This is a genomic window from Microcoleus sp. M2_D5 (genome assembly GCF_036701935.1).
GTDB lineage: Bacteria > Cyanobacteriota > Cyanobacteriia > Cyanobacteriales > Microcoleaceae > Microcoleus.
Genome location: NZ_JAUBRP010000087.1, coordinates 1 through 24,890 on the forward strand (window position 1 = coordinate 1; position 24,890 = coordinate 24,890).

Consider the following 24,890-nt stretch of genomic DNA (forward strand, 5'->3'; position numbering starts at 1 on the left):
GTTACATCATCAAATATTTTTAACTGGTTTACACACTGCTGTTATTGTACCTCATCTTTGTGAGAAAGGCTATATATGGGGATTTACCGTTGGGTGGGGGCGGGTTTACTATATTGTCGATTATTAACAATTATTATCTGTGAAACCCGCCCCTACGATCGTTCGGCGGTTGAAACCGCAACTACACTTGCCTTGCCTCCGCGCAACGCGAGACTTTAAAGAAAAGGAGATTTAAAACCGGATGTGATGTAAAAAAAAGACGATCGCCCTGATTCATTCTTGCATTCTCAACCAGCTAAACACCTGTTCGGCGGTGATATTCAGGGGAATCATTTCTGGCACAGGAATGACATCGCTACCTTCGCAGAATTGCGGTTGTTGGTTGGGCAAAAACGCTAGAATCGATCGATCTTCTGGATCGACTAGCCACCCCAACTGACAATTATATTGCAGACAGTGAATAATTTTTTTAGTTACGCGATTTGAGCTTTGCTGTGGCGATAGAATTTCGATCGCCCAATACGGTGCAATTAGCACATCATCCAACGGTTCACCGCTCTCATCAAATTCAATTTGTTCCCACAATAGTACCGCAATATCTGGAACAATCGATCGACCGCCAAAGGTACACCGCAACTCTGGAAAAGCATAAGCTATCTTTGGAGTTTCCGTCACCTGATTAATTTCGTTGCAGGCTTTGGATTGCAATCGGCTGTGCTTTGTTTTCGGCATAGGTTTTTGGATAATCTCGCCCTCAATGTATTCGCTGGCCGGTTTGGTTTCTGGCAGTTTCAGAAATTCTTCCAGGGTGAGGCGCCCAGTTGCGATCGTCATAAATAAATTCCTCAATTCTACCTATCTTCAGTGTAATCCAAAAAACATCTATTTAGTTTGCATAAAGTTTGTGTTAGCTCGCCTAATTTTGCGGAACAATCTGCTGTTTAAACTCAAATAAATTAGGATTTTTCGGGTCATAAAAAGCCCGCAACCAATGCACGTTTGGAGAACCAAAAGTTTCAACTCTAGTAAAATTTTTCATTCTCGGTAATTGAGTCTCATCGGTAAAATAGGGTAAAGGTTTATCGATGCGAAAATAGTGAGTATCGCCGTGGACGAATACAACCTGCCCTGGGAAATTGGCTGTTTGTGTTTCCAGAGTTGCGATAAAATCGTTGTAGCCGCTTCTTCTTTTGTCCGTCGGATCGAGTTCAAATCCCGGATTTGCCTGTGCAACTAGCACAATTCCTTTGCTGTTGCTGCGTTTGGCTAAAGCAAAACATTCTTCGATCCAGGCTAAGTTAGCCCAATTGCGATCGGCATATTCTGCATCTGCTTCGGGAGTGCGGCCAAAATTGTTGTTGCTTCCCGGCATATTAATCGCCAAAAACACAACTCCATGATACATCCAGCGAACATTTTCGCGGAATTTAGCAAACTGCGGGTTTTCGCTTTGGCGGGTGAGAGTTAACGTGCGCTTTCCCAAACTTTGATTACCGTTGCTAAATATTTCCCGCAGTTTAGCGAGTCTTTCTACTGGATCGTAACTGCCGTTTTTTGAACGGTGGCAATCCGTCCATTCATTATCGCCATAGGCAAGAATAAACGGCATCTCAAAATTGTCAAATAACTGCTTGCGGCTGACAAAAGTTGCATCATCGCAGACACTAGAACCGTTTTTTATGTCGCCGTCGTGGACTACAAACGCTGCGGGCGATCGATTGATATCTGCAATCAAATTCGGAAATTGTGCTTCCTGTTCGGCACTGTAGGGCAAATCGCCAATCAAAGCAAATTCAAAAGGTTTATCTGCCCAACTTTCAGCATAGCTCAAAGTACCTAAACCGATAACCGATGCAAAAATTATAAATCCAATAATCAAATATTTTTTAAACATTCCTTCTCCAGTAGCCAGCAAACCATCGATATCCTAACAAAACTTGCGAACATCTCTGTTTTCTTCTTTTCCTCTGTGCTCTCTGTGCTCTCTGTGGTTTTAAAAAAAACCTGCCTAAATTGCGATTATTAATGATACCATAAACACGATAAATTACTATAGATAAATTATGAAATTTCCCCCGACGCTCTCGGTAATAGCTGCATTTTTAATGGCTAGCTGCAATATCCAACCCCAAAAAATCAACCAGCAAACCAACACACAGCCTACAGAAAGCCGTAGCTTGCGGGGCGGGACGCCATCGCCAATAGCAACCCCTGTTCCCGCCCAACCCAAGTCTGAGATCGAAGAAGCAAAACTAATTGCTGTCGGCGACATCATGATGCACAGTACCCAAACGCGATCGGGCTACGACGCCAAAAAGAAAACATACAATTTTGACAATTTCTTCACACCAGTTAAAAGTATCCTATCAACAGGCGATTGGGTCATCGGAAATCTCGAAACACCTTTAGCGGGGGAAGATGCGGGCGGATATACGGGATATCCCCTATTTAATGCACCGGCTCAATTAGCGGATGCTGCTAAAAAAGCCGGATTTAATATCTTGACAACCGCAAACAATCATGCTTTAGACCGTGGAGAAAAAGGAGTAATTAGGACGATCGCCAATCTGAGCGATCGCAAAATTGCTGCCATAGGAACAGCCACATCAGCCGCCGCAGCCGATCGCACTTTAATCAGCACCAAAAACAACATTTCATTAGCCAAGCTAGCCTACACCTACGGCACAAACGGCATTCCCATACCCAAAGGCAAAGATTACTTAGTTTCCCTAATAGACGAAAAAAAGATAGTCAAAGACATTGCCAAAGCCCGCAAACAAGGAGCAGATATTATCGCAATTTCCCTGCATTTTGGCGACGAATATCAGCGACAGCCAAACACCCAACAAAAACAATTAGTGGAAAACCTATTAAAAGCCGGTGCAGACATCATTCTCGGCAGCCATCCCCACGTCGTCCAACCTTACAAAATTTTTAAATTTCCCGGCAAAAATGGCAAAACCCGCAAAGCTGTAGCCATTTATTCAATGGGAAACTTCATTTCCGGTCAGAATAAAAAATATACAGACTTAGGCGTGATTTTGCAAGTAAATATTCGCAAAAAATTTCCAGAAAAAACCACAGAAATTACCGAGGTAAAAACACATCCTACTTGGGTACACCGCTATACTCAGAACAATAAAACTAACTATCGCGTTTTGCCATTAGAAACAACAGTCAGCCAGAAAAAAGATGCACTGCTAGCAACTTCACAGTATCCTGTTTTAGCAAAATATTTGCAGGATATGAACAATCATCTTAATTCTTTAAATAAACCTCAAGATAACAAGTAATCCCTCCCTCAAGCAGGGCAGGGCGGTTTCATTCTCGCGAAAATCCCGATTTTGACTCTTGTAGTGCCAAGAATGCCTACCCCTAGAGACGACTTCACAGGCGTTTGAGACATGGGGGCTGCCACTCTTTGCTGCCCCTACAAGAGAATGAAACAGCCCTGATATCTGCAGTGAAAAAAGAGAATGTATTAACCGCCCCGGACAAGGGATTGACGCCCATTTACCCAGAGGTCGAGAATAGATAGATGAATAATTTCGATGCTAACAGATTTGATATTACCCGAAATTAGGACACCGCACTGCCGTTTCCCTACAATTAAGCTGTCGCGCATTTAAATTGTATATTCGGGACGGGCTAGAAGCCCATCCCACAATAAATAGAGTGATTTTTGACACACAATTTAAATGGAGAACTTAACCGGGCAATGATTATATCCGATCGCGCGATCGCCCAGAACTCCGCAAGATTATGATGGAGTTATTTTGTATAATTCTCGCCGTGATAGCCAACTATTCCTGACGCTAAAACACGAGCGTCGAAAGTAAACTTGTCCCTCAATTTGAGTACAATTTTCCACCTTGATTCCCGGCAAGTCTAATGGATAGTCTAAATGAAAATTCATCACTCTAACTGTATTGATTGCTATATTTTACGCCCTAAACTCAGAAGAGCCTTTCCTTTTGCCTCCTGCCTCCTGCCTCCTGCCTCCTGCCTCCTGCCTCAAAACTCCAACTTCTAGCTTGGCTGTAAAAGTGAGATGCTCCCTACATACCTTCGTGCTCTGGTGCGATCGGGCGATCGACAAAATTGCTGTAGGGAAAGCGCACTACCGTTTCCTGACTGCCGTTTCCTTACGCGCAGTTTTTTTAAAGTCGCATAAATTTTCAGTAAATACCGATCTACACACTCGCCAAACCCAAAGTTAAAATATAACCAATAAAAAATAGCTCCTCCTAGCTGTTTTTTTGTCCAGCTAAATATCAGGGAGTGCATCTACGTGTCAATAAATAAAACGCTCAAAGGCAGAGCCACTACACCTGCTGCAGGTTTTACAATGATTGAGCTATTGATAATTATTTTAATCATAGGAATATTTTGTGCGATCGTCGCCCCCTCTTGGCTAATGTTTATCAACAACCACCGTTTGAAGGTATCAGTCGATCGGGCTTATTGGGCAATGGAACTTGCACGCAGCAACGCAAAACGCGACAAAATTTCATGGCAAGCCAGCTTCAAACAAGTCGGAGAAAATGTACAGGTAGCAGTCCATCCAGCCGACATTCCCCCCGGTCAAGTAGCAGCCAGTCAATGGAAAAGCCTAGAACCGCAAATTCAAATACATACAGCCATAAACGACAAAGGAGAATCGGAAACAACATTGCTCAACGTCAATGAAAACAACAAAGCCACAGGAAACAAAACAATTCGGCGAGCCATGTTCAACTTCCGAGGTTGCGCTGTTTATAACAGTACCGACGAGTGCGGCCAAACAAACCTACAAGCAAAAGGGAGAATAACACTATTCCATCCCCATTTAAAAAATAGTGAACGGTGTGTCATCATATCTACTATTTTAGGACATAAGCGCATCTCTCAAAGACAACGCACAGCTAAAGACAAAAGATATTGTTACTAACAGGGCGATGAATTATTTTGGGGGGTAGGGAAACGGCATTACCGCGTCGTCAATAGCCTTGTTGTCGATGCTTATCTTCGATGTCAATTCTTGACGCAATATCTCCGATCTAACTCACGCCCAGAGCACCATTCTCGGTTAACAGGCTTTTGGGCCTGTTCCGCAAAGAGTTAATTTTCTCGCTTCACAGGCCGAAAAGCCTGTTCATAAAAGGCTTATTGAGAATGGTGCAACATCTCAGATACAGCCTATTCCAGGTTCATGAAGTACACACAATCTTGTAGTAAGGATCGCGAATTAAATAACTTACAATTTTAATTGTTATTGTGGGATGGGCGTCGGGCCCGTCATGAGTGGACGGGCTATAAGAGCCCATCCCACTTTCAAGAGTGGAAGTTATTTAATTTTCATTCCTAAGTAAGGTGCGGATACACCCGTCAATCTGCAAGTTCTATTTAAAAGGTCGCAGATCCGCACCCTACATATTAAAATCACACAACATAAATATAGCGGCTACTGTACTTCATCAACCACCGAATATGCCGTATAATCAACTACTTCTTACTCGGCGCAATTTTCTCAATAGAAATCAGCGCCTCCATCACCGACTCCACAATCGGCGCCGCCACCGTACCCCCCGAAGAACCCTCCTTGGGCTCATCAATCACCGCCAAAACCACATACCGAGGAGCCTCCACAGGCATGATCCCCACAAAGCTAGTAATAATCGCCTTGTCAGAATAACCCCCACCAGCATTAGCTTTTTGAGCCGTGCCCGTTTTTCCAGCAATCCGATACCCAGGAATTTGTGCAGCTTTCCCCGTACCACCATCAACCACAGTTTCCATCATTTCTAACACCTGCTTAGTAGTTTCCGGCGAAAAAACCTGCTTCGGAACCGGCCTCGGAAGCTTCCAATAAGCTTCACCTTCCCTATCAAAAAGTCCCCGCACAACGTGAGGAGTCACCAACTTGCCACCATTAGCCAAAGCGCCGTTAAGCTGCACCAACTGCATCGGAGTAATCGAAAAACCTTGACCAAAAGCAGTAGTAGCAACTTCCACAGGAGAATTAATAAATTGCTCTCGATTTTTAAGCTGGCTGCTTACTTCAAAAGGCAAATCAGTTCCCGCCGTTTGTCCGAGTCCGAGTTTTTCTAAAGCTTGATAGTAAAGAGAAGGTTTCATGGTTCTCATCATGTGCACCATCCCCACATTGCTAGAATGTTTCAAAATCTCAGTAACAGTCGAAGGGCCACGCGCTCCTGCTCTTTGGTAATCGGAATTTTGGATAGTCCAGGGATTCATGTAAATCCGACCTTCATCGTTAAACACAGTATTAGGTTTCACCGCACCCGCTTCCAGAGCGATCGCCACATTAATCGCTTTAAAAGTCGAACCAGGCTCATAAACATCAGTTACAGCCCAATTTTTATAGCGCGACAAATCGAAATTAAAATATTGATTCGGGTCATAAGAAGGTTCCGCCACAACTGACAGCAATTCCCCGTTACTGGCATCCATCACAATCACCGTACCCCGCTTCGCATCGTGTTCCTTCATTTTTTCCTTGAGGGCAATTCGGGCAGCCCGCTGCAAGCGACTGTCGATCGTCAATTGCAATTTCAAGTCATCAAGCTGCACAAATCCCGCCGTCAGCCGATCGGGAACCCAATTGCCATTGCTCGACCTGCTAAACTGAATCGACGGCATCGATCGTTCCAACAAATTCTGCTGGCTGTATTCCACCCCGGCTTGTCCCTTCCGTTCCCCATCCACATAACCGAGGATATCCGCCGCCAACTCCTGCTGCGGGTAAAAACGCTGCTGCTGTCGCAGCAACTCCAAGCCATCCACCAGACTCTCTTTAATTTGCATCCCAGCGACGCGATCGGCAACCTCTTGAGGCAGAGAGTCCGCAATGGTGATACCGCTTTCACCAAGATTAAACCTGCGTATCAGTTCAGTTTCCGACGTAGTGCCCGGAGTCAGTTCGATCGCCAGCATCGGAGCCAATTTAGCCGCAATTTCCGCCTTCGAGTGATTAAACAACTTCGGGTGAGCGTAGAGCGTGTATACCTGTCTGTCGATCGCCAAAACATTTCCCGCGCGGTCAATTATCGGGCGTCTCGGTACAAACGGCTTCGTTTTGAGAGTTTGCTGCTGAAGAGCCTGTTTGCGTAGCGCCGGAGCTCGCGTCACCTGCAAATAAAACAAATTCACAGCCAGCCCCAGCCCCCCCAGCATCAACACCGCCCACACCGCCCACAAACGGAACTTGCTGCGCTTTAAACGCTCCACCGGTCGCCCCCAAGATGCAGCAGCCTGTTGTGGCGATCGGGCGAAACTTCCCGAATATCTAGGTTTGGCTGGTTTTTCCCACCCAGTGCTATCGCCCGACTGTTTTGGGCGTTTAAAATTCGGCGATCTGTAGCGGTCAAAACGGGGATCGTAGCTCATGGCATTAAAAATTCAATAGCAAGTTAGAGCGTTTTAGAATTTAGAATTTATAACTTAAATCTTAAAATATAGAATTCACGACTTGGGAATGAGCAGTCCCTATCAGGGTTTGGATCGCACCTACAGTTGCACTCTGTTTTTTGAAGCGGTCTTAATTATTTTTAATCTTTGACACTCCCTGGCCTGAAGGCGCAGGGATTCTTGGATCATCCAGTCGATTTGCTTGTTGATGTCGCCACCAGCGAGTAGAGATCGTTCTGTCCCCAAGCGTTAATTTCGGTGTGCCCCACCGTATTTAAATTGATTCCTGTCTGCTTCAACCCTTTTGCCAGAATGTTTTTCGCGGCGTTGTGGTCGCGATCTAGTATCGTTCCGCAACTACAAATATGGGTTCGAGTTGACCGGCTTTTTTTAACTAAATTGCCACAATTTGAACAATTTTGAGATGTGTATTGTGGCGGAACAGCAATGACTGTTTTGCCGTACACTTTTCCGAAATATTCCAACCATTGAGCAAAAAGTGACCACGCTGCATCGCTGATTGATTTAGCGAGCTTGTGGTTTTTGACCATGTTCCGCACCTGAAGTTCTTCGTAGGCTACGAAATCGTTAGATTTCACCGCACACAACGCCGTCTTTATGGCGAAGTCTTTACGCTGCCTACTGACTTTCATGTGTTTTCTTCCTAACTTATTGATTGCTTTTTTTCGATTGCCAGAACCTTTCTTTTTTCGAGAGACTCGTTTCTGCAATCTTTTCAAAGCTTTTTCACTTTTGCGGAGATACCGAGGATTTGCAACTGTTTCACCGTCGCTATCGGTATAGAAGTTGTTTAATCCGACATCTATTCCAATAGCCTTGCCAGTGGGAATAAGCTCTTCTTTTCTTTCAACGTTTATACAGAATTGGGCATAGTATCCGTCGGCACGACGAACAACCCTGATCCGCTTAATCTCATCGGGTGCGTAGAAATGCAAATCCCGACTACCGATTAACTTGAACTTTCCAGCAGCAAAACCGTCCTTAAGCGTCAAGCATCTTTTGTCACTAGAAAGCGCCCAGCCGGATTGCTTGTACTCAACGGAGCGAGTATGTTTCTTGAACTGCGGGTATCCTTTTTTCCCTGGTTTCTTGGATTTGCAATTGGCAAAGAAACGCCCTATAGCAAAAATCGCACGTTGGGCCATCGCCTGACGTGCCGTCGAATTAAGTTTGCCTGCCCATTCAAACTCTTTCGCCATAACGGCGCATTGTTTGTACAGGTCTACTAGCTTAATTCCTTGATTGTCTACCCAATATCTAAGAGTTTTGTTTCGGACAAATTCAGCCGTCCGAATCATGTCGTCGATGATTCGATATTGCTCCGCTTTGCCTTTTAACTTAAACTCTAAAACTATCATTGCAATAGTTTATCACTTTTGCGAAAAGTTTTACTTTCAAGTCTATATATTTAACAAGACTTCATATTCCTTGTAATTAAAGCCGTCCTATAAGGACGGGGCTTTAGACCCAGTTTCTTGGTAACTTTCGGTGGGAAGCAGAAAACCGATCGCGACTTGCATTCAAAGTCAAAAAGGAAATTAGAGTCTCGAATTTTCAGGCCCTCGGACACTTATGCCCTCGGGCGCTCTTCGCTTTGACACAGGTTTAATAGCCCAGCGGTGTTTCCACACCGGCTCGATTGTTGAGAGCGGGCTCAGAATTTGGTGCTGCAAGGGGCGATCGGGTTTCAGGAGCCGGCTGCAAGAAAATCGCGTCCCCAGGATTCTGCGGAGCCAAACCGGTGTCTGGATTTTGGGCTTCCTTAGCAAGTTGGTGTTTCAAAACTTCGCTAGCAGCACTCAACTGCTGTTCTTGGAGCCGCAGAGTTTCCAGTTTTTGATAATCCTGACTCCAGCGCTGCTCGCCGTAAACTGTCAAGCCGTAGAGACTCAGAGCGCCGCCCAAAAGCATAACTGCTACCGCTGAGGAAGCGCGCTGTGCTTGCAGGAGCGATCGCAACCACACTGGCTGCTGCTGGCGATCTGGCAAGACTTTCAGCACCGATGCGGACGATGATCGAGCAATCGCCTGTTCGTCTGCAGGCGAGTAGTTGGGCAATACCGGCCCTGTCTTCGCCCGCCTAGCTTTGGCAATAGAAGTAACTTTGCTTTTGGCTGCGCCAGCAGCGGGCTTGCGGGTCGATCGGGAGCGGGGAGAATCCGGGGATCTGATAGCAGCGGTCATAGAGTTCACCAATAAGTAAAGTGGGGTAGCTTCAGCTTGATTGAGGTTAAGAGTTTTTTGTCTCCCAGATCGCCAGTGGTGGCTATCTGCGTTCGATCTGTTATCCCTACCAAGGATACCTCACAAGCCAACCAACCCATCCTACCACTGGTCTCTTTGACTTCAGGATTTGCCAAAAAAAAGAAATCTTTGCTGGTTAGCGATAATCTATGTGAAATTTATTAATAAATGCAGTATTGTAATCAACGAGCGAATCGTTGAGCTATTCGTGCCAGCATTGTTTCTCAAGTACACTATTCCCTTCCTTGCGATGGGTTTTCAATGTTAAGGAGTTTTTATGAACAAGGGATTAATTCGTTTGACTTTGGTAGTGGGCTTGGCAGCCGCCCTCGGCGCCTGCGGAGGTGATACCACCACCCCCAGCTCTAGCCCCTCTCCGGGCGGCCCTGGCACTACTACTACTCCTCCTGCTGCTTCTTCTCCATCTCCAAAGGCTACTCCAACTACTAGCCCTGCCCCCACTCCTAAAAAGCCCTAACAAGGGCTCTGCTGGAGTCGGTGCCCAACGAGCCTAGCCTCGGGGTGAAAAATGGTTCGCTCCTCGCATTTTTTCATCTCATCGGTCTAGGTCTCAAGTTGGGTGGTAGTGATTCTCGGCTGCTTTTACTACTAAACTAAAGTTCAGTATCTCCCCTTACCGCAGCAAAGTCCGCTGATTCGCTGCGTTACAGGAGCATTCCCTTTCAAGTAGAAAATTTGACCAATAATTTCTTGATGGTACCCGCCACGCGATCGATCCGTGGAATCAATCCAAAATCCTTGCAGCCTCAAGCCCCCGGATTTATCCGTGGTGTCAATCTAAAATCTAAAATCTAAAATCTAAAATCGAATGACTCCCGGCCTGCAGGTCTTGAAACTCAAACCTGTGACAGGATGTTTGAGGACATTGCCAGTGCTGCAGCTTCAACTGAATATCAACCAGAGGCAAGCGAGACTCGACGCAAATTTTGCACTCTATCGAGTCTCGCTTGCCTTCCCCGCCGCAGTTGCCTGCAGAGGAGAGGAAAGCAAGCAGAGACTTGGATGCTCGTCGAAAACTGGCGGGATGAAAGCATCGGCATTGCTACTCGATTTGTTGACGACGAGTTTCGCGCCGGCGCCGACAAGCACATCGACCCGTCTGTTTTGAGCCAGTAGACCTCTTGCAAAAGTCCTTTTCATAAATTTATTGGACGGGATCTGGGGCCCGTCCCACCCGAAAAAATAACTTTTGTGGGATGGGCCCCAGATCCCGTCCTAGTTATTTTTGCAAGAGGTCTATTTTAGTGATTCAATTGGCGCCGCGCCAGTTCGGTATTAACCCTGCCTCGGCAAAACTCGCTCCAGTTGCGCGTGAGTGCTGCTTTAAACCTATTGCACCGTCGTTGGTAGGATGGTGCTAGTTTGGTAGGCGATGCCTTGAGCATGGCAGATATTGCTTGCTGCTGTCGCCACGCTGAGTCCTTTAGCTTTGATTCCTCAATACCGAGTTGAGCATCCTTCGCTGTTTGAGCGTATTGCCCAAATTCACGGGCTTTGTGGGTCAACCCAGCCTCCGAGATGTGAAAGTCTATCGATCGGGCGATGCTCCCTGCTGGAAAATTCCAAATAAACTATTAACTGCTCCCCAACACTTACATGGTTGACCCTCCAGCAGCGACAAATCGACAAGAGTTTGAAAATTTCAATTATCACATATTAAATAATAAGTCAAGGGTATCTGGGAAAAAATATAAATTTTTCAATTTGTTTTAATATTTCTATACTTAGATGTTAGCAGTAAAACCCCAGCTCGGCCGCCGGCAAGGCAACAGCCTGCTGTGTGTGCCAGGGCGCGCGCTGGAGCAGCAGCAGGCAAGATCGTGCTAATCAGTGGTAGGATCGGCGTTCAAAAATGTATCGAAATGTAAAGTGCAGCGCCGCCAACGGTTTTGAAAGCCATTTAGTTAAAAGATTGAGGTAAGTAGTTTTATGCCCGCGACCGTCCCCTTTGAACAGATTGACCGCATTGTTTGGAATCAGCACCACGATCCATTTGAAGTGCTAGGCCCTCACGCTACGCAAGAAAATGGCAAAAAAGTCTGGGTCGTCCGAGCTTATCTGCCGAATGCGGATGCGGTATCCGTAGTTTTGCCGGAGGCCAGGGCCCAATACCCGATGAAATCAGAGCATCACCCTCACTTTTTTGAATGTACGATCGACACCCCAGAACTAGCAAACTATCAATTGCGGGTGAAAGAAGGGGAACACGAGCGCTTCATCTACGATCCCTACGCCTTTCGATCGCCCAAACTCACAGAATTTGACATTCACCTATTCTCAGAAGGCAATCACCACCGGATTTATGAAAAATTGGGGGCGCACCTCACCGAAGTAGACGGCATCACAGGAGTATATTTTGCCGTTTGGGCTCCGAATGCTCGCAATGTGTCTGTTTTAGGAGATTTCAACTATTGGGACGGCCGCAAACATCAAATGCGGAAATCGCAAAACGGCATCTGGGAATTATTTATTCCGGGACTATCCGTGGGAACTTCCTACAAATACGAAGTGAAAAACCAAGACGGACATCCCTACGAAAAGTCCGATCCTTACGGTTTCCAGCAAGAAGTGCGGCCGAAAACAGCATCAATTGTCACCGACTTAGACACCTACACTTGGCACGACAGCGCTTGGATCGAAAAGCGGCGGCACACGGACCCACTGACGCAGCCGGTTTCGGTTTACGAATGCCACCTCGGTTCTTGGCTGCACGCCGCTACTGACGAACCCGCCGTGCTACCAAATGGGGAAGTAGAACCCCCCGTGCAGGTTTCGGAACTCAATCCCGGGGCGCGCTTTCTGACTTACCGGGAATTAGCCGATCGGCTGATACCCTACGTCAAAGATTTGGGATTCACCCACATCGAAATGCTGCCCATAGCCGAACATCCTTTTGACGGTTCTTGGGGCTATCAAGTAACTGGCTATTTCGCCCCAACTTCGCGCTACGGCAAACCTGAAGATTTTATGTATTTTGTCGATCAGTGCCACGCCAACGGCATTGGCGTACTGGTGGACTGGGTACCGGGACATTTCCCCAAAGACGGCCACGGCTTGGCTTTCTTTGACGGAACTCACTTGTACGAACACGCCGACCCCCGCAAGGGCGAACACAAAGAGTGGGGAACCCTAGTATTTAACTACGGCCGCAACGAAGTGCGGAATTTTCTAGTCTCAAACGCTCTTTTCTGGTTTGACAAGTACCACATCGACGGGGTTCGCGTAGATGCCGTAGCCTCGATGCTTTATTTGGATTACTGTCGCGAACCGGGAGAATGGCTGACCAACCAGTACGGGGGCCGAGAAAATATCGAGGCGGCAGATTTTCTGCGTCAGGCGAATCACGTCATTTTTAGCTATTTCCCCGGTGCGCTGTCGATCGCCGAAGAATCTACCTCTTGGCCGATGGTATCTTGGCCGACCTATGTAGGCGGTTTGGGTTTTAACCTGAAGTGGAACATGGGTTGGATGCACGATATGCTCGACTATTACCACATGGACCCGTGGTTCCGCCAGTTCCACCAGAACAACATAACTTTCAGTATGTGGTACAACCACAGCGAGAATTTCATGCTGGCTTTGTCCCACGATGAGGTAGTGCACGGCAAAGCCCACATCATCGGGAAAATGCCAGGAGACGAATGGCAAAAGTTTGCAAACGTGCGGTGTTTGTTTACTTTTATGTTTGCTCATCCCGGAAAGAAAACGATTTTTATGGGGATGGAGTTCGGCCAGTGGCACGAGTGGAACGTTTGGGGGGATTTGCAGTGGCAGTTGCTGCAATTTGAGCCGCATCAAAAGTTGAAGCTGTTTTTTAAAGATTTGAACAATTTGTACCGCAGCGAAACTGCACTTTACAGTCAAGATTTTGCTGAGGATGGGTTTGAGTGGATTGATTGCAGCGACAATCGACACAGTGTCGTGGCATTTGTGCGCCGAGAGAAGGATGGCGACGAGTTTGTGGTGACGGTGTGCAATTTTACGCCCCAACCGCACTCTCACTATCGGGTAGGAGTGCCGGAACCTGGTTTCTATACGGAGTTGTTTAACAGCGACGCGCGGGAATACGGCGGTAGCAATATGGGGAATTTGGGGGGCAAGTGGACTGAGGAGTGGTGGTTCCACAACAGTGCTTATTCGATCGACTTGTGTTTGCCACCTTTGGGGGTGTTGATCTTAAAGCTCGATCGGGCAAAAACAACAGCAAAATCTCAAGAGTTTTAAGTTGTGAGTCGTGAAAGTTTTGAGTTAAGAATCAAAGCTTTATTAAACCTAAAACTTTGAGGGTATTTAGAAACCCGGTTTATTGGAAAAACCGGGTTTTTTCTGTTTTGTTATTGTGGCGAAAGAAGGAAGTTATGCAACGGATTCGCTTTCTTCGGATTGAAGGAGTTTAATATTAATTCCGGTTGCATCGGAATGATTTAACCGCAGAGGGCGCTCCAGATCGCAGAGTTCGAGAAGAGAGAGATGAATAATTTCGATGCACACGGAAAGGATGTAATAACTCTTCTAAATACTTAGGCTACCCCTCGAGTCCGATCGGCGGGGGAACCGCGAGGGTATAAGTTCCAAATACTACCGCTAGGCGAACGTACCTCTTACCAATTTTTAATTGCGAGTATCGGAAGCGCCAAGATTATAAGAAACTTTTGACGGCTCAACTGTTACTACTTCGGAAATAGATTGTTCTGCCGCTACCTCTAAAGTTGGCAGTGGTAGATGCTTCATTTCCCAAACTTTCAGCAAAATTAGATATTCATAAAAAGCTTGCAGCGTGCACCAAGCCAATCCCGCTTGGCCGTCAAGAAATCCGCCGAGTAAAATATACATATAGAAAAAGCGCACCACAGGCCGCAAAGGCAAGCGCAAAGAAAAATCTTTCAAAGCGCGGCGCCTTTCCACCTCCGACGCGCCAAACAATAAACCCCACCAATTTACTTGACCCGCTTCTAATTGGCGGAGAGTTTCAGCAGCCTCGTCAGTCGAGTAGCGGTTGTGCTTTTCAATCCAGCGGGAAAGACCTTTGCTGCAAGTATAGTGGGGGTAAGTTTCCTTCAAAAAGTGAGTAGGGCCGTTGCAGACTTCCCGTTCAGTGTGACCGTAGTCAGTAAACCACACTCGGTCTTTGCGAAAAAGACGCATTTGATAGCGGGGATATTGAGTGCTGCGGCGAATCCAGCGCTCCATAAATATTACTTTTTCCGCTACGTAATAGCCGATATATTCTTGACTTTCGATCGCCTTTAAGCATTCAGCAAACAGTGCAGGCGTCATCCGCTCGTCAGCTTCGAGGATGTAAACCCATTCGTACTTGCACGGGACTTCTTGGAGCATCCAAGTCCGCTGGCGTCCGTGAGTTTCAAAGCGGTGCTGCACTGTTTGCACGGCATAGTTCTGAACAATCTCAAGGGTGCGATCGGTGCTGAAAGAATCAACTACAATGATATCGTCACAAAGCAGTGCCGATTCAATGCAAGCGGCGATATCAATCTCTTCGTTGTAAGTCAGAATATAAATTGAGAACATTCCCAGCTTTGAGTAAGGGCAAACTATTGGGTAAACAAACTATTTCTCAGGGATGTCTCGACCAGCGCACTCCCTGCCAGCGCCGGTCAATTTTTGCGGCGGCCGAACCGCAGAATTCCCATACTTCTCAATCCCGTCCAACCAACAGTAATGTAGCCGATCGCTAACAGCAAACTGGTGATTCCCGTCTGCAAACTCGAATTTCTCGATCGAGTTCTTAACTCTTTCTCTTTTTGTTGCTTGCGGGTGCGAATCTCGTTGCGAGCTTGAGTGGGAAGTGATTGAGCTTGCTGTTCCAAGAACTTGTCGAGGGCTTTCGGGTCATTTTTCGACTCCTCCAGCACAGCTTTCAATTCCTTGGGAACCTCTGGACTCTTGAGTGCTTCTTGCAGCTTCGCGTTGTCTTCCAGCAGCGCCCCTATCTGGCTGCGACGCTGGCTTTTGAGCTGTTCTACCTGAGCTTTAAATTCAGGGCTTTTAAGTTGTGCCTCTAGTTGACCTTCCGCTTGTCCCGCTTCTGTCTCGACTTGAGCCAGAGCATCCTTGAGTTCCAAACGAGTATTGTTGAGGTGAACGGGAACCAGAGATAGGTAAACTAGACCGAACAAGCTGGAAATCAACAGCGCCCAGAATCGCAAGTCCAGCCAAACGTTGCGTCGCTCAATAGAGACTCCACTGCTGGTGTCCACCCAAAAGCCAGTCATCAGGAGGGCGATACCGATCAAAGGAATAATGCCCTTGTCAACTATCTGAGTTGCAGCAGTCAACTGCCAGCCTCGATTGAGAAGGTCTGAAGTTTCTCCCGGCAGCGACAGAACAATGCAGTCAAGCAAAGCAGACAGAATTAAGATTATCCCGACTACTTTGAGAGTTCGAGCAGCTACTGAAGAAAATTGACGGCTATTACTTGCTTTCATAATTCGTGTTAGATAATTCTACACCGTTAGATTCAAGGGGGTAGTTGAGTGGATTTTGTTGAACGAGTTTAGCTATTTTCCACCAAAATAGCTGCTTCGGATACCGAACTCGACTTTCCTCTGGGTTTTCACAGGCTGCGGTTGCGACCCAAAAGGTCGAGTTTCTGCACAGCTATATACAGTTGGACACAGGAGGCTGTGCGCTTCTGGGTTGGCTGTAAAGCTTGGTCAAGATTGCGCCCAGAAACGGCAGCAAGCAACTGCTGGCTTCTTCTATAGTCTGACGAATCCAGCGTAAAGATGAACTCTGCACGCTTGGGTTCGGTGCTTTTAACTAGCTTTCGCTCGCGCGGCGGTGTCAGAAATAATAGACACAGGAGGAGCGGGTTTCGTTGGGTCTCACCCCCTAGGGCTCTCACTCCCCGATCGTCTGCCGGAGGCGGTGGAACTCTCATCCCTTGTCTTATAGTAATTGATATAAGAGAGGGCGGGAATAAATAATTGTTTACCAACCTTTTTGACCTCCAATTACCAACAGCAGGCTATGGCAGTTACCGATAGACGCTAGCTATTTTTTTTCAGGGTATTATGTTTTTAAATTTGCTTTATTATTGTTAACTTTTACTGATAATTTTGAATTAAAAATTACACTATTGCACTCTTGTTTTATTGTTTAAATATTAATTATTTATAAATTGAGTGATGAATATTTTAATAAGGAAACTGCAAGCAATGACATTTTTTGGTAGGATAATTTTGAGCGCTGTGCAAATTGGGTGGTAATGGCTGCAATGATTTCTGATATTTATATGTTGAGAGAACTTGAAAGATCGATCGCGTCCGATCCGGACAAGTGGCGTCCGATCGTGTTTACTAACGGGTGCTTCGATATCCTGCACTGCGGTCACGTCCGCTATTTGCAGGCGGCAAAAAATTTGGGGCGATCGCTGGTGGTGGGCTTGAATAGCGACGCCAGCGTGCAAGCTATCAAACCGCAGCAGCCGGGATTGCCACCCCGCCCGATCGTACCGGAAAATCAGCGAGCCGAAGTGTTAGCAGCCCTTAAACCAGTAGACGCCGTAGTAATTTTTTCCGAGATTACAGCAACTAAACTGATAAATATCCTGAAGCCTGATATATACGTTAAAGGAGGCGACTATCAAGTCGAAACTCTGCCGGAAGCACCGGCGGTTATCGCCGGAGGTGGCAAGATTTGCTTGATCGAAATAGAAGTTCCGAGTTCTACCAGTGCGATCGTCAAACGCATTTTACAATTAGGTACTTAACCCTCGATCGCAAACAGCAAACAGTGAGCTAAACTCAGAAGTTGCCCCATCAAAAAATGCTAAAGTACGCGCGTGCGAAGCTATCCCGTAGGGAATCGCTCGTACAATTTCATTCCAATTGCTAAGCAGGAGATAATTTTAATGGAACTCACAAGCAATAACACGATCGCGGAAATCCTACAAAGACACAAAGCAGAGTTACTAGCAGATTGGCTCAAAGAACTGCAAAATACCGGGCTGCGGCGGGACGACTTGATGAGAGCCAAAGAATTGCGCTCGGAGTGTCAAGAGTTCCTGCAATTGCTCCACATTGCAGTCGGGCACGGTAATTTTAGCGACATCCAGACACCCGAATGGGAAAATATGCGGGTGTTGCTAGCAGAAGTTTCGCGATCTCGCGTTCAGAGAGGCTTTACTCCCTCAGAGATAGCGAGTTTCATTTTATGCTTCAAAAAGCCATTGTTCGATCGGCTTTGTCACGAACTCACACAAAACCGCGACGCACTTGTCGAACAACTTTGGCTTTCCACCAATTTATTAGATCAGCTCGGCCTGTGGGTGACAGAAATTTTTCTCAAAGCTCGCGAAGAAGTCATCGAACGCCAGCAGCAAGAAATGCTCGAATTGTCAACACCCGTAGTCAAACTTTGGCAAGGCATTCTCGCTTTACCAATGATCGGGACTCTCGACAGTGCCCGCACTCAAATAGTCATGGAAACTCTGTTGCAGGAAATCATGGAAACCGGCTCAGAATTTGCGATTTTAGACATTACAGGCGTGCCGACTGTTGACACTTTAGTTGCTCAACATTTATTAAAAACTGTAGCCGCTGCCCGTTTAATGGGTACTGAGTGCATCATCAGCGGCATTCGCCCGCAAATAGCTCAAACCATAGTTCACTTGGGAGTTGACTTGCAGGATATTCTCACAAAAGCTACTTTAGCAGATGCTTTTAAAGTTGCACTGCAGCGCCAAGGTTTAACTATAAAAAATCTTAACGAGGACAGATAAACATATTGCATTCTGACATAAAAAATCCAGTACAACTTAACAAATAGGTGAATTTGTGGAACGAATACCGATTCTTCAAATGGGAGAATTTTTGCTAGTAACAATTCAAGTAGATATGCACGATCGCTTGGCAATGACGCTGCAAGATGACCTGACGAACCGCATCGTCAAAACAGGAGTAAAAGGTGTGTTAATAGAAATTTCTTCCCTCGAAATTGTGGATTCTTTTATCGGTCGCATTATCAACAATATCGCTAGTATGTCGCGAATTTTAGATGCGGAGACGGTTGTGGTCGGGATGCAGCCAGCGGTTGCGATCACGCTCGTTGAGTTGGGGCTTTCCCTGACAGGAGTTCGCACAGCTTTAAGCGTTGAAAAGGGCATGATTTTGTTGCGAAAATCCTTGGGTTTTTCTCCTAACGAGAATGCGCGATCAGTTGATAAATTGTCCCATAACTGAGGCACAGGCAGTTAAGAAACCTAGTTTGTTTGTAGATACCTTGTTGACCAACTGAAGATTTCTTAGGAAAGGGCTTACGCACTCAAGGGGGTTAAATCAAGGGTTTGAGATTCCTGCACTATGTTCTGTTTTGAGAGAAAATCGTAGTAAGTGCGTCCAGGACTATTAGGAGAAACTAAGTTGACGATCGTAAGTCCTATATTTTGGGGAGAAGTTCTATCTTGGTACAGTAGCCGCCATGTCAAAACGTGAGACACTAGAAATCCGATCGTCATCCGATATAGTCCACGTCCGACAGCAAGTGCGAACTTGGGCTGTAGCAATGGGATTTGGTTTAGTAGACCAAACGAAAATCGTTACCGCAGCCAGCGAACTGGCCCGCAATACTGTAGACTACGGCAAAGGGGGCACTGTAACTCTCGAAACGCTCCAATTAGGCACCCGCAAAGGGCTGAGGCTGATATTTGAAGACAAGGGCCCGGGAATTCCAGACATCGAATTGGCAATGACTGACGGTTATACTTCCGATCGCGGTTTGGGTTTGGGGCTCAGTGGTTCCAAGCGGTTGATGCACGAATTTGAGATTGTTTCCAAAGTGGGTAAGGGGACTAAAATTGCGATCGTCCGCTGGCGGTGAGGAAGATTGGGGGAGATTGGGGGAGATTGGGGGAGAAACCGGGTTTCTACGAGTTTTGGGTTTGGTTGCGATAAATCTAGGAAGAAACCCGGTTTCTGAAACCGCTAATGACTGATGAGGGGCGAGAAACCGGGTTTCTACGAGTTTGGGGTTTGGTTACGATAAATCTAGGAAGAAACCCGGTTTCTGAAACCGCTAATGACTGATGACTGTTTAAATGCGCGCCAGCTTAAGATGAGAACTACAAAATAATGATAGATGCCGTAGCCCTGCCCGTAACAGAAGAAAGTCAAGTGGGAGAAGCGCGCCGAATCGCAGTCGCCCTCGCGACGGAAGTTGGATTTGACGAGACCGATCGCGGTAAAGTGGCAATTGTTACCACCGAAGCCGCAAAAAACCTGGTCAAGCACGCCCGCGAAGGAGAACTTTTGCTGCGAACATTCAAAACAGCGGCAGGATATAGCATTGAAATAGTAGCGCTCGATCGGGGCCAGGGCATGGCAAATGTCGCGCTGTGTCTGCGGGACGGTTTTTCTACAGCGGGAAGCCCTGGAACTGGACTGGGGGCAATTCAACGCCTCTCTACTTTTTTTGATATTCATTCTGTACCAAAAGTTGGGACAGCCTTATTAGCGCGGCTGGAACCGACCCAAAATAGCAGGGAAGCATCCCAAAACAGCAATTACTTGGAATTTGGGGTAATCCACTTACCGAAAGCAGGAGAGCAAATTTGCGGCGATTCGTGGGCTGCAGAAAATCACTGTGAGAAAAACCTGATTTTAGTTGCAGACGGGCTCGGCTACGGGGATTTGGCTGAGGAAGCGTCGCGGGAAGCAGTGCGCGTATTTCAGGAAAACGCTAAACTCGGGCCGAAAGCAATTTTAGAGAAGGCGCACGCTGCTTTAAAAAATACCAGAGGAGCGGCTGCGGCGATCGCCCAAATCGATCGTACCCAACAAACAGTTTGTTTTGCCGGAATTGGCAACATCAGCGGTGTAGTTGTCACAGATAACCAAACCCGAAGCATGGTTTCCTACAACGGCACAGTTGGACATATGATGCGAAAAGTAGCAGAATTTGTTTATCCTTGGTCGCAGCAGTCCCTACTCATCATGCACTCCGACGGTTTGGCGGCGCAGTGGAATTTAAACCGCTATCCGGGTTTAGCCTCCAGACATCCTGCTTTAATCGCAGCCGTGCTCTACCGGGACTTCAAACGCACTCGCGATGACATGACAGTTATAGTAGCCAAGGTAAGAGAACCAGCGTGAGTTACCCAATCCTGACGACGGAAGTCCGTTTTGAACAAGACATCGTACAAGTACGCCAAAGAGCTCGCCAAATTGCTAGAGGGCTGGGATTCGATTCCCAAGTACAAACCCGCATCGCCACAGCAGTTTCCGAAATTGCCCGAAATGCTTTCAAATATGCAGGCGGCGGCAAAGTAGAATTCATTGTGGAAGGGGAATCGCCCCAAATTTTTCGGACTCGGATTTCCGACACCGGGCCGGGAATTGCTGATTTACCGGCTGTGTTGGGCCCCAATTTTCGATCGCAAACTGGCGCGGGACTCGGTTTAGCAGCAGCGAAACGGTTGATGGACGAAGTGCAAATCGACTCTGGGCCCGATCGCGGAACTGCCGTACAATTAATTAAGCAGTTTTCCAAACAGATGCCGGCGCTGAGTGCGATCGAACTAAATCAATTAGTTGACAAACTAGCCCGCCAAATTCCCGAAGATCCCTATGCCGAAATTCAGCAGCAAAATCAAGAATTACTGCGTACTTTAGACGAACTCCGCCAGCGTCAAGAAGAACTCGTACAATTAAATCAACAACTAGAAGATACCAATCGCGGAGTCCTGGCACTTTACGCCGAATTGAACGACAAAGCCGAATCTCTCCGGCGAGAGGGCGAACTCAAAACCAGCTTTCTTTCCAATATGAGCCACGAGTTTCGCACTCCGCTAACGGCAATTATGAGCCTTTCCGAAATATTGTTAAATCGTCTCGACGGAGAACTTTCAGCAGAACAGGACAAGCAAGTAAATTACATTTACAAAGCCGCTGAGTCTCTCGCAGAACTTGTTAACGACTCGTTAGATTTAGCCAAAGTGGAAGCCGGAAAACTAACTGTTCGTTTGGCTGATTTTGAAGTCGAAGATTTGTTCAGCGCCCTGCGAGGAATGATGCGCCCCCTGCTTCCCCCAAACTCTGCCGTTTCTATAATTTTTGAAGATCCTCTCGAACTTCCAATCCTCACCACCGACGAGGGAAAAGTTGCTCAGATTTTGCGAAATCTGATTTCTAATGCCCTCAAATTTACCGAAGCAGGCGAAGTTCGAGTCGCTGCGGAAATAGGAGAGGAGGGAACAGTTACTTTTTCAGTAGCAGATACGGGCATTGGCATTTCCCCAGCCGACCAAAGGCGGATTTTTGAAGAATTTGTCCAAATCGAAAATCCCTTGCAGAAGCGCGTCAAAGGCACGGGATTGGGATTGTCTCTGTGCAAAAAACTGGCGGAATTTCTAGGGGGAAGTATTGAAATCACAAGTTCGCCCGGAGTGGGTTCGACTTTTTTTGTCACACTGCCAATTCTGTATCCTGGAGAGGAAGAAAATCCTTTGGAAATGTCCGCTGCTAAGGGAGATGAAATACCACTGGCAAGCGCAAATTATCGTAGCACGGGCGAGGGTTCCGGGCGATCGCCAGCGGCGGATTCAGCAGCCAAAGTTTTGATTGAGGAGGATGAAGATAGTTTTTCGGTATTTGCTGAAAAACTTGCTGGCAGAAATTTATTGTACTGCGATATAAACACCCACCGTGCTGCAAATTTGCGATCGGTGGCTCTTTGAGCAACCGCCAGCAATTCTTATCGACATGATGATACCGTATCTGACCTAATTTGAGGTTTTGAAAGGGTTGAAATGCGATCGGACTACTTGTCAAATACCTGCTATCGTGATGAATTCAAAACATTTTGGGTTACATCACTTTTTTTCTGTGCGGGATGCTAAGGCTGCACGATGAAAAATATTATTCCGATGCCAAGGGAAACGAGCTCGGGAATTGTAGCTTTTGAGGAATGAAGTCCGATACTGCAAACATAACCCTCTTGAGTCACTTTCGGTAGAGATTATTATCCTACTCCTATGCTAATTAAAGTAGGGTGCGTCGCCGCCTGAATTCTGATTATTTACGACTATCAATGAGCGACGCACCATACCGCTATACTCTCGCCCGAAGTGACAAAAGAGAGATAATTATATTTTTTTCACCGAATTTTATATTATTCGTAAGAGAGCTAATTTATAGCAAGCAAAAATTATTTAATTTGCAACATAATTTAACCTTTGTGCTGTAAAATGTAGCAGTTCTCAGTGCCCGACTATACAGTAGGGACTTACCGAGGGCCTGTTTTCGTGTAGGCGATCGGCTAAAATCCATGATACATATCGTTCTTAGCAAAGTCTCGATTAATAAAAACAATGCAACAGCAGGCCCGTAATCCCAACCCATACAACATAAGCCCTTCCCAATTCTAAAATCTAAAATCTAAAATCTAAAATAGTATGACTTTCATCTCCCTTCAATATGCCCTGTTTCTATTAGTTTTGTTTGCGGCTTACTGGTTGGTTCCGCTGCAGTGGTGGCGGCTGTTCATCATGTTGGCGGGTAGTTTGATTTTTTACGCTTCGCTGCAAATTTGGTACATTCCTCTGCTGTTAGTCGGTGCTTTGTTTAATTACTCCTTGGCGATGGCGATTGGGGAACCTCTGGATTGGCGGATTGCTAATGAATCTTGGAACCGCCGCCGTTTGTTGCTGCTGTGGATAGGCATCTGCCTGAATGTGTTGCTGCTTCTGGGCTTTAAGTATGTGCCTTTTCTATTGAGTTCGATCGGCACTTTGTTCAATTTGCCTTTTGCTATCGACGGTGCTGACTGGGTGAAAAGTCACGTCATCGCACCCCTGGGATTGAGTTTCTTTTGCTTTGAGTGCATTGCTTATTTGATTGACGTGTACCGAGGCGCACCTGCTGCTACTTCGCTGCTGCACTTTGCTGCTTACAAGTTGTTTTTTGCGAAACTGATTTCCGGCCCGATTACTCGGTATCACAACTTGATTTATCAACTGAAAAATCAGGAATTTCCGACGCCCGATCGCATTTCTGAGGGACTTTGGACGATCGCCTTTGGTGCAGTAAAAAAAGGTCTTTTCGCAGATAACTTGGGAATTTATGTCGATTTAAGTTTTACCAACTTGCAGCGGGCGGGTAGCGAGGATTTGTGGCTGGCTATTTTTGCTTACGGGCTGCAACTTTATCTCGATTTTAGCGGCTATGTGGACATGGCGCGCGGTACTGCTTTGCTGCTGGGTTGGTATTTGCCACCAAATTTTGATTTTCCTTATTTTACTGCCAGCATAGCTGATTTTTGGCGGCGCTGGCACATGACTTTAGGCGATTGGCTGCGAAATTATTTGTATTTTCCTTTGGGGGGTTCGCGAGTCGGTTTGTGGCGCACTTGTCTGAATTTGTCGATCGTCATGTTAATTGCGGGAATTTGGCACGGGGCGGCTTGGGGATTTATTGTGTGGGGGGGTTTACACGGTTTAGCTTTGGCGGTTCACAGGCTGACTGACGTGCTGTTTAAGCGGTGGCGGATCGAGTTTTTGTGGGAAAATCCGATCGGGATTGCGATCGGTTGGCTGTTGACTCAGGCGATGGTTTTTGGTAGTTGGATATTTTTCCGCCTTCCCGATTTAAAGGATTCTGGATGGGCGATTTCGCATTTGTGGGGACACACTGCTGACGTGCAGTTTGCTGAGAAAGTTTATGTAGAAGCTTTGGGTTTAGATAGAGTGAGTTTAGCTTGGATTTTGGCTGCTTTGGCTGTGGCGATGCTGGGGAATTATGCGTTGAATCGGGGTTTGAAATTGGAGTTAAATTGGCCGATGAAATTGGTGTTAGTGCCGCTTTGTTTGTATGCGGTTTGGGTGTTGGCTCCCGAAGGCGGTTTGCCTTATATTTATTTTGATTTTTAGAGTATTGTTTAATTCGCCTTCTGAACAGGCAAGATGCCTGTTCCACAAGAAAATCTACTCTTTGTGGAACAGGCATCTTGCCTGTTCTTGACGCTTTTGGGCCTGTTCCACAAGAAAATCTACTCTTTGTGGAACAGGCATCTTGCCTGTTCTTGACAAGGGTGCAAGATGTCAGTCGAAGTGATTACCCGCTACCTACAGCATATTCGGTGGTTGATGAAGTACAGTAGCCACTATATTTATGTTGTGTGATTTTAATATGTAGGGTGCGGATCTGCGACCTTTTAAATAGAACTTGCAGATTGACGGG

The 24,890-nt window shown here is 46.5% G+C and carries 20 protein-coding genes; 12 read left to right on the forward strand and 8 right to left on the reverse strand.

Annotation, left to right across the window (positions count from 1 at the left end; genetic code table 11):
* Positions 1 to 273: 273 nt before the first annotated feature.
* Both QUA50_RS25540 and QUA50_RS25545 read right to left on the reverse strand, forming a co-directional pair.
* Positions 274 to 834 carry a Uma2 family endonuclease gene (locus tag QUA50_RS25540; RefSeq protein WP_333268010.1) on the reverse strand — a complete coding sequence of 187 codons (561 nt, stop codon included), beginning with the start codon at positions 832 to 834 and terminating at the stop codon, positions 274 to 276.
* Between the two features lie 82 nt (positions 835 to 916).
* Positions 917 to 1,894 carry a hypothetical protein gene (locus QUA50_RS25545; protein ID WP_333268009.1) on the reverse strand — a complete coding sequence of 326 codons (978 nt, stop codon included), beginning with the start codon at positions 1,892 to 1,894 and terminating at the stop codon, positions 917 to 919.
* A gap of 169 nt (positions 1,895 to 2,063) precedes the next feature.
* Between QUA50_RS25545 and QUA50_RS25550 the strand changes: the two genes are divergently transcribed.
* Both QUA50_RS25550 and QUA50_RS25555 read left to right on the forward strand, forming a co-directional pair.
* Complete coding sequence (locus tag QUA50_RS25550) at positions 2,064 to 3,293, forward strand: CapA family protein (RefSeq protein ID WP_333268007.1); 1,230 nt, start codon at positions 2,064 to 2,066, stop codon at positions 3,291 to 3,293.
* A 998-nt stretch (positions 3,294 to 4,291) separates the two neighbouring features.
* A complete protein-coding gene (locus QUA50_RS25555; RefSeq protein ID WP_333299507.1) occupies positions 4,292 to 4,930 on the forward strand; it encodes a transcriptional regulator in 639 nt (212 codons plus the stop codon).
* 554 nt (positions 4,931 to 5,484) lie between these two features.
* Here QUA50_RS25555 and QUA50_RS25560 read toward each other — a convergent pair.
* From QUA50_RS25560 to QUA50_RS25570, 3 genes are all read right to left on the reverse strand, one after another.
* A complete protein-coding gene (locus QUA50_RS25560) occupies positions 5,485 to 7,389 on the reverse strand; it encodes a penicillin-binding protein 2 (RefSeq protein WP_333268004.1) in 1,905 nt (634 codons plus the stop codon).
* 206 nt (positions 7,390 to 7,595) lie between these two features.
* Positions 7,596 to 8,789 (reverse strand): transposase, encoded by a 1,194-nt coding sequence (locus tag QUA50_RS25565; protein ID WP_333268002.1) that lies wholly within the window; start codon positions 8,787 to 8,789, stop codon positions 7,596 to 7,598.
* Between the two features lie 247 nt (positions 8,790 to 9,036).
* Complete coding sequence (locus QUA50_RS25570; RefSeq protein ID WP_333268000.1) at positions 9,037 to 9,615, reverse strand: hypothetical protein; 579 nt, start codon at positions 9,613 to 9,615, stop codon at positions 9,037 to 9,039.
* 337 nt (positions 9,616 to 9,952) lie between these two features.
* Here QUA50_RS25570 and QUA50_RS25575 point away from each other — a divergent pair, with 337 nt between their 5' ends.
* Positions 9,953 to 10,153, forward strand: a complete 201-nt coding sequence (locus QUA50_RS25575) for a serine protease (RefSeq protein WP_333267999.1) — start codon at positions 9,953 to 9,955, stop codon at positions 10,151 to 10,153.
* Between the two features lie 784 nt (positions 10,154 to 10,937).
* On the opposite strand, the gene QUA50_RS25580 is transcribed toward QUA50_RS25575, so the two are convergent.
* Positions 10,938 to 11,201, reverse strand: coding sequence for a hypothetical protein (locus QUA50_RS25580; protein ID WP_333267997.1), 264 nt, complete (start codon positions 11,199 to 11,201; stop codon positions 10,938 to 10,940).
* 424 nt (positions 11,202 to 11,625) lie between these two features.
* On the opposite strand from QUA50_RS25580, the gene glgB reads away from it, so the two are divergent.
* Positions 11,626 to 13,920 carry a 1,4-alpha-glucan branching enzyme gene (gene glgB / locus QUA50_RS25585; protein WP_333267995.1) on the forward strand — a complete coding sequence of 765 codons (2,295 nt, stop codon included), beginning with the start codon at positions 11,626 to 11,628 and terminating at the stop codon, positions 13,918 to 13,920.
* Positions 13,921 to 14,307: 387 nt separating this feature from the next.
* Here the strand turns inward: glgB and QUA50_RS25590 are convergent, their stop codons facing one another.
* Complete coding sequence (locus QUA50_RS25590) at positions 14,308 to 15,225, reverse strand: glycosyltransferase family 2 protein (RefSeq protein ID WP_333267993.1); 918 nt, start codon at positions 15,223 to 15,225, stop codon at positions 14,308 to 14,310.
* An 86-nt stretch (positions 15,226 to 15,311) separates the two neighbouring features.
* Positions 15,312 to 16,142 carry a hormogonium polysaccharide biosynthesis protein HpsJ gene (gene hpsJ-B / locus QUA50_RS25595; protein ID WP_333267991.1) on the reverse strand — a complete coding sequence of 277 codons (831 nt, stop codon included), beginning with the start codon at positions 16,140 to 16,142 and terminating at the stop codon, positions 15,312 to 15,314.
* Between the two features lie 791 nt (positions 16,143 to 16,933).
* Between hpsJ-B and rfaE2 the strand changes: the two genes are divergently transcribed.
* The 8 genes from rfaE2 to QUA50_RS25635 all read left to right on the forward strand — a co-directional run bounded on the left by rfaE2 (position 16,934) and on the right by QUA50_RS25635 (position 24,810).
* A complete protein-coding gene (rfaE2, locus tag QUA50_RS25600; protein ID WP_333268012.1) occupies positions 16,934 to 17,428 on the forward strand; it encodes a D-glycero-beta-D-manno-heptose 1-phosphate adenylyltransferase in 495 nt (164 codons plus the stop codon).
* A 141-nt stretch (positions 17,429 to 17,569) separates the two neighbouring features.
* On the forward strand, positions 17,570 to 18,439 hold the full coding sequence (locus tag QUA50_RS25605) for an STAS domain-containing protein (protein WP_333267989.1): 870 nt from the start codon (positions 17,570 to 17,572) through the stop codon (positions 18,437 to 18,439).
* A 55-nt stretch (positions 18,440 to 18,494) separates the two neighbouring features.
* Positions 18,495 to 18,899 carry an STAS domain-containing protein gene (locus tag QUA50_RS25610; RefSeq protein ID WP_333267987.1) on the forward strand — a complete coding sequence of 135 codons (405 nt, stop codon included), beginning with the start codon at positions 18,495 to 18,497 and terminating at the stop codon, positions 18,897 to 18,899.
* A gap of 238 nt (positions 18,900 to 19,137) precedes the next feature.
* Positions 19,138 to 19,536 carry an anti-sigma regulatory factor gene (locus tag QUA50_RS25615; protein WP_333267985.1) on the forward strand — a complete coding sequence of 133 codons (399 nt, stop codon included), beginning with the start codon at positions 19,138 to 19,140 and terminating at the stop codon, positions 19,534 to 19,536.
* Positions 19,537 to 19,787: 251 nt separating this feature from the next.
* On the forward strand, positions 19,788 to 20,807 hold the full coding sequence (locus QUA50_RS25620) for an ATP-binding SpoIIE family protein phosphatase (RefSeq protein ID WP_333267983.1): 1,020 nt from the start codon (positions 19,788 to 19,790) through the stop codon (positions 20,805 to 20,807).
* Positions 20,804 to 22,390, forward strand: a complete 1,587-nt coding sequence (locus tag QUA50_RS25625; protein ID WP_333267981.1) for an ATP-binding protein — start codon at positions 20,804 to 20,806, stop codon at positions 22,388 to 22,390. Before QUA50_RS25620 ends, QUA50_RS25625 begins: the two co-directional genes overlap by 4 nt.
* A 717-nt stretch (positions 22,391 to 23,107) precedes the next feature.
* The gene (locus QUA50_RS25630; RefSeq protein ID WP_333267979.1) at positions 23,108 to 24,580 is read left to right on the forward strand and encodes an MBOAT family protein; all 1,473 of its coding nucleotides are present in this window, start codon (positions 23,108 to 23,110) and stop codon (positions 24,578 to 24,580) included.
* 77 nt (positions 24,581 to 24,657) lie between these two features.
* Positions 24,658 to 24,810: a hypothetical protein gene (locus tag QUA50_RS25635; protein ID WP_333298931.1), complete on the forward strand. Its 153-nt coding sequence runs from the start codon at positions 24,658 to 24,660 to the stop codon at positions 24,808 to 24,810.
* Positions 24,811 to 24,890 lie beyond the last annotated feature (80 nt).

What these genes read in the sequence shown, in the direction of transcription:
- QUA50_RS25540 (WP_333268010.1), bottom strand. Translation starts at nt 834, where the DNA reads ATGACGATCGCAACTGGGCGCCTCACCCTGGAAGAATTTCTGAAACTG.
- QUA50_RS25545 (WP_333268009.1), bottom strand. Translation starts at nt 1,894, where the DNA reads ATGTTTAAAAAATATTTGATTATTGGATTTATAATTTTTGCATCGGTT.
- QUA50_RS25550 (WP_333268007.1), top strand. Translation starts at nt 2,064, where the DNA reads ATGAAATTTCCCCCGACGCTCTCGGTAATAGCTGCATTTTTAATGGCT.
- QUA50_RS25560 (WP_333268004.1), bottom strand. Translation starts at nt 7,389, where the DNA reads ATGAGCTACGATCCCCGTTTTGACCGCTACAGATCGCCGAATTTTAAA.
- QUA50_RS25565 (WP_333268002.1), bottom strand. Translation starts at nt 8,789, where the DNA reads ATGATAGTTTTAGAGTTTAAGTTAAAAGGCAAAGCGGAGCAATATCGA.
- QUA50_RS25570 (WP_333268000.1), bottom strand. Translation starts at nt 9,615, where the DNA reads ATGACCGCTGCTATCAGATCCCCGGATTCTCCCCGCTCCCGATCGACC.
- QUA50_RS25575 (WP_333267999.1), top strand. Translation starts at nt 9,953, where the DNA reads ATGAACAAGGGATTAATTCGTTTGACTTTGGTAGTGGGCTTGGCAGCC.
- glgB (WP_333267995.1), top strand. Translation starts at nt 11,626, where the DNA reads ATGCCCGCGACCGTCCCCTTTGAACAGATTGACCGCATTGTTTGGAAT.
- QUA50_RS25590 (WP_333267993.1), bottom strand. Translation starts at nt 15,225, where the DNA reads ATGTTCTCAATTTATATTCTGACTTACAACGAAGAGATTGATATCGCC.
- hpsJ-B (WP_333267991.1), bottom strand. Translation starts at nt 16,142, where the DNA reads ATGAAAGCAAGTAATAGCCGTCAATTTTCTTCAGTAGCTGCTCGAACT.
- rfaE2 (WP_333268012.1), top strand. Translation starts at nt 16,934, where the DNA reads ATGATTTCTGATATTTATATGTTGAGAGAACTTGAAAGATCGATCGCG.
- QUA50_RS25605 (WP_333267989.1), top strand. Translation starts at nt 17,570, where the DNA reads ATGGAACTCACAAGCAATAACACGATCGCGGAAATCCTACAAAGACAC.
- QUA50_RS25615 (WP_333267985.1), top strand. Translation starts at nt 19,138, where the DNA reads ATGTCAAAACGTGAGACACTAGAAATCCGATCGTCATCCGATATAGTC.
- QUA50_RS25620 (WP_333267983.1), top strand. Translation starts at nt 19,788, where the DNA reads ATGATAGATGCCGTAGCCCTGCCCGTAACAGAAGAAAGTCAAGTGGGA.
- QUA50_RS25630 (WP_333267979.1), top strand. Translation starts at nt 23,108, where the DNA reads ATGACTTTCATCTCCCTTCAATATGCCCTGTTTCTATTAGTTTTGTTT.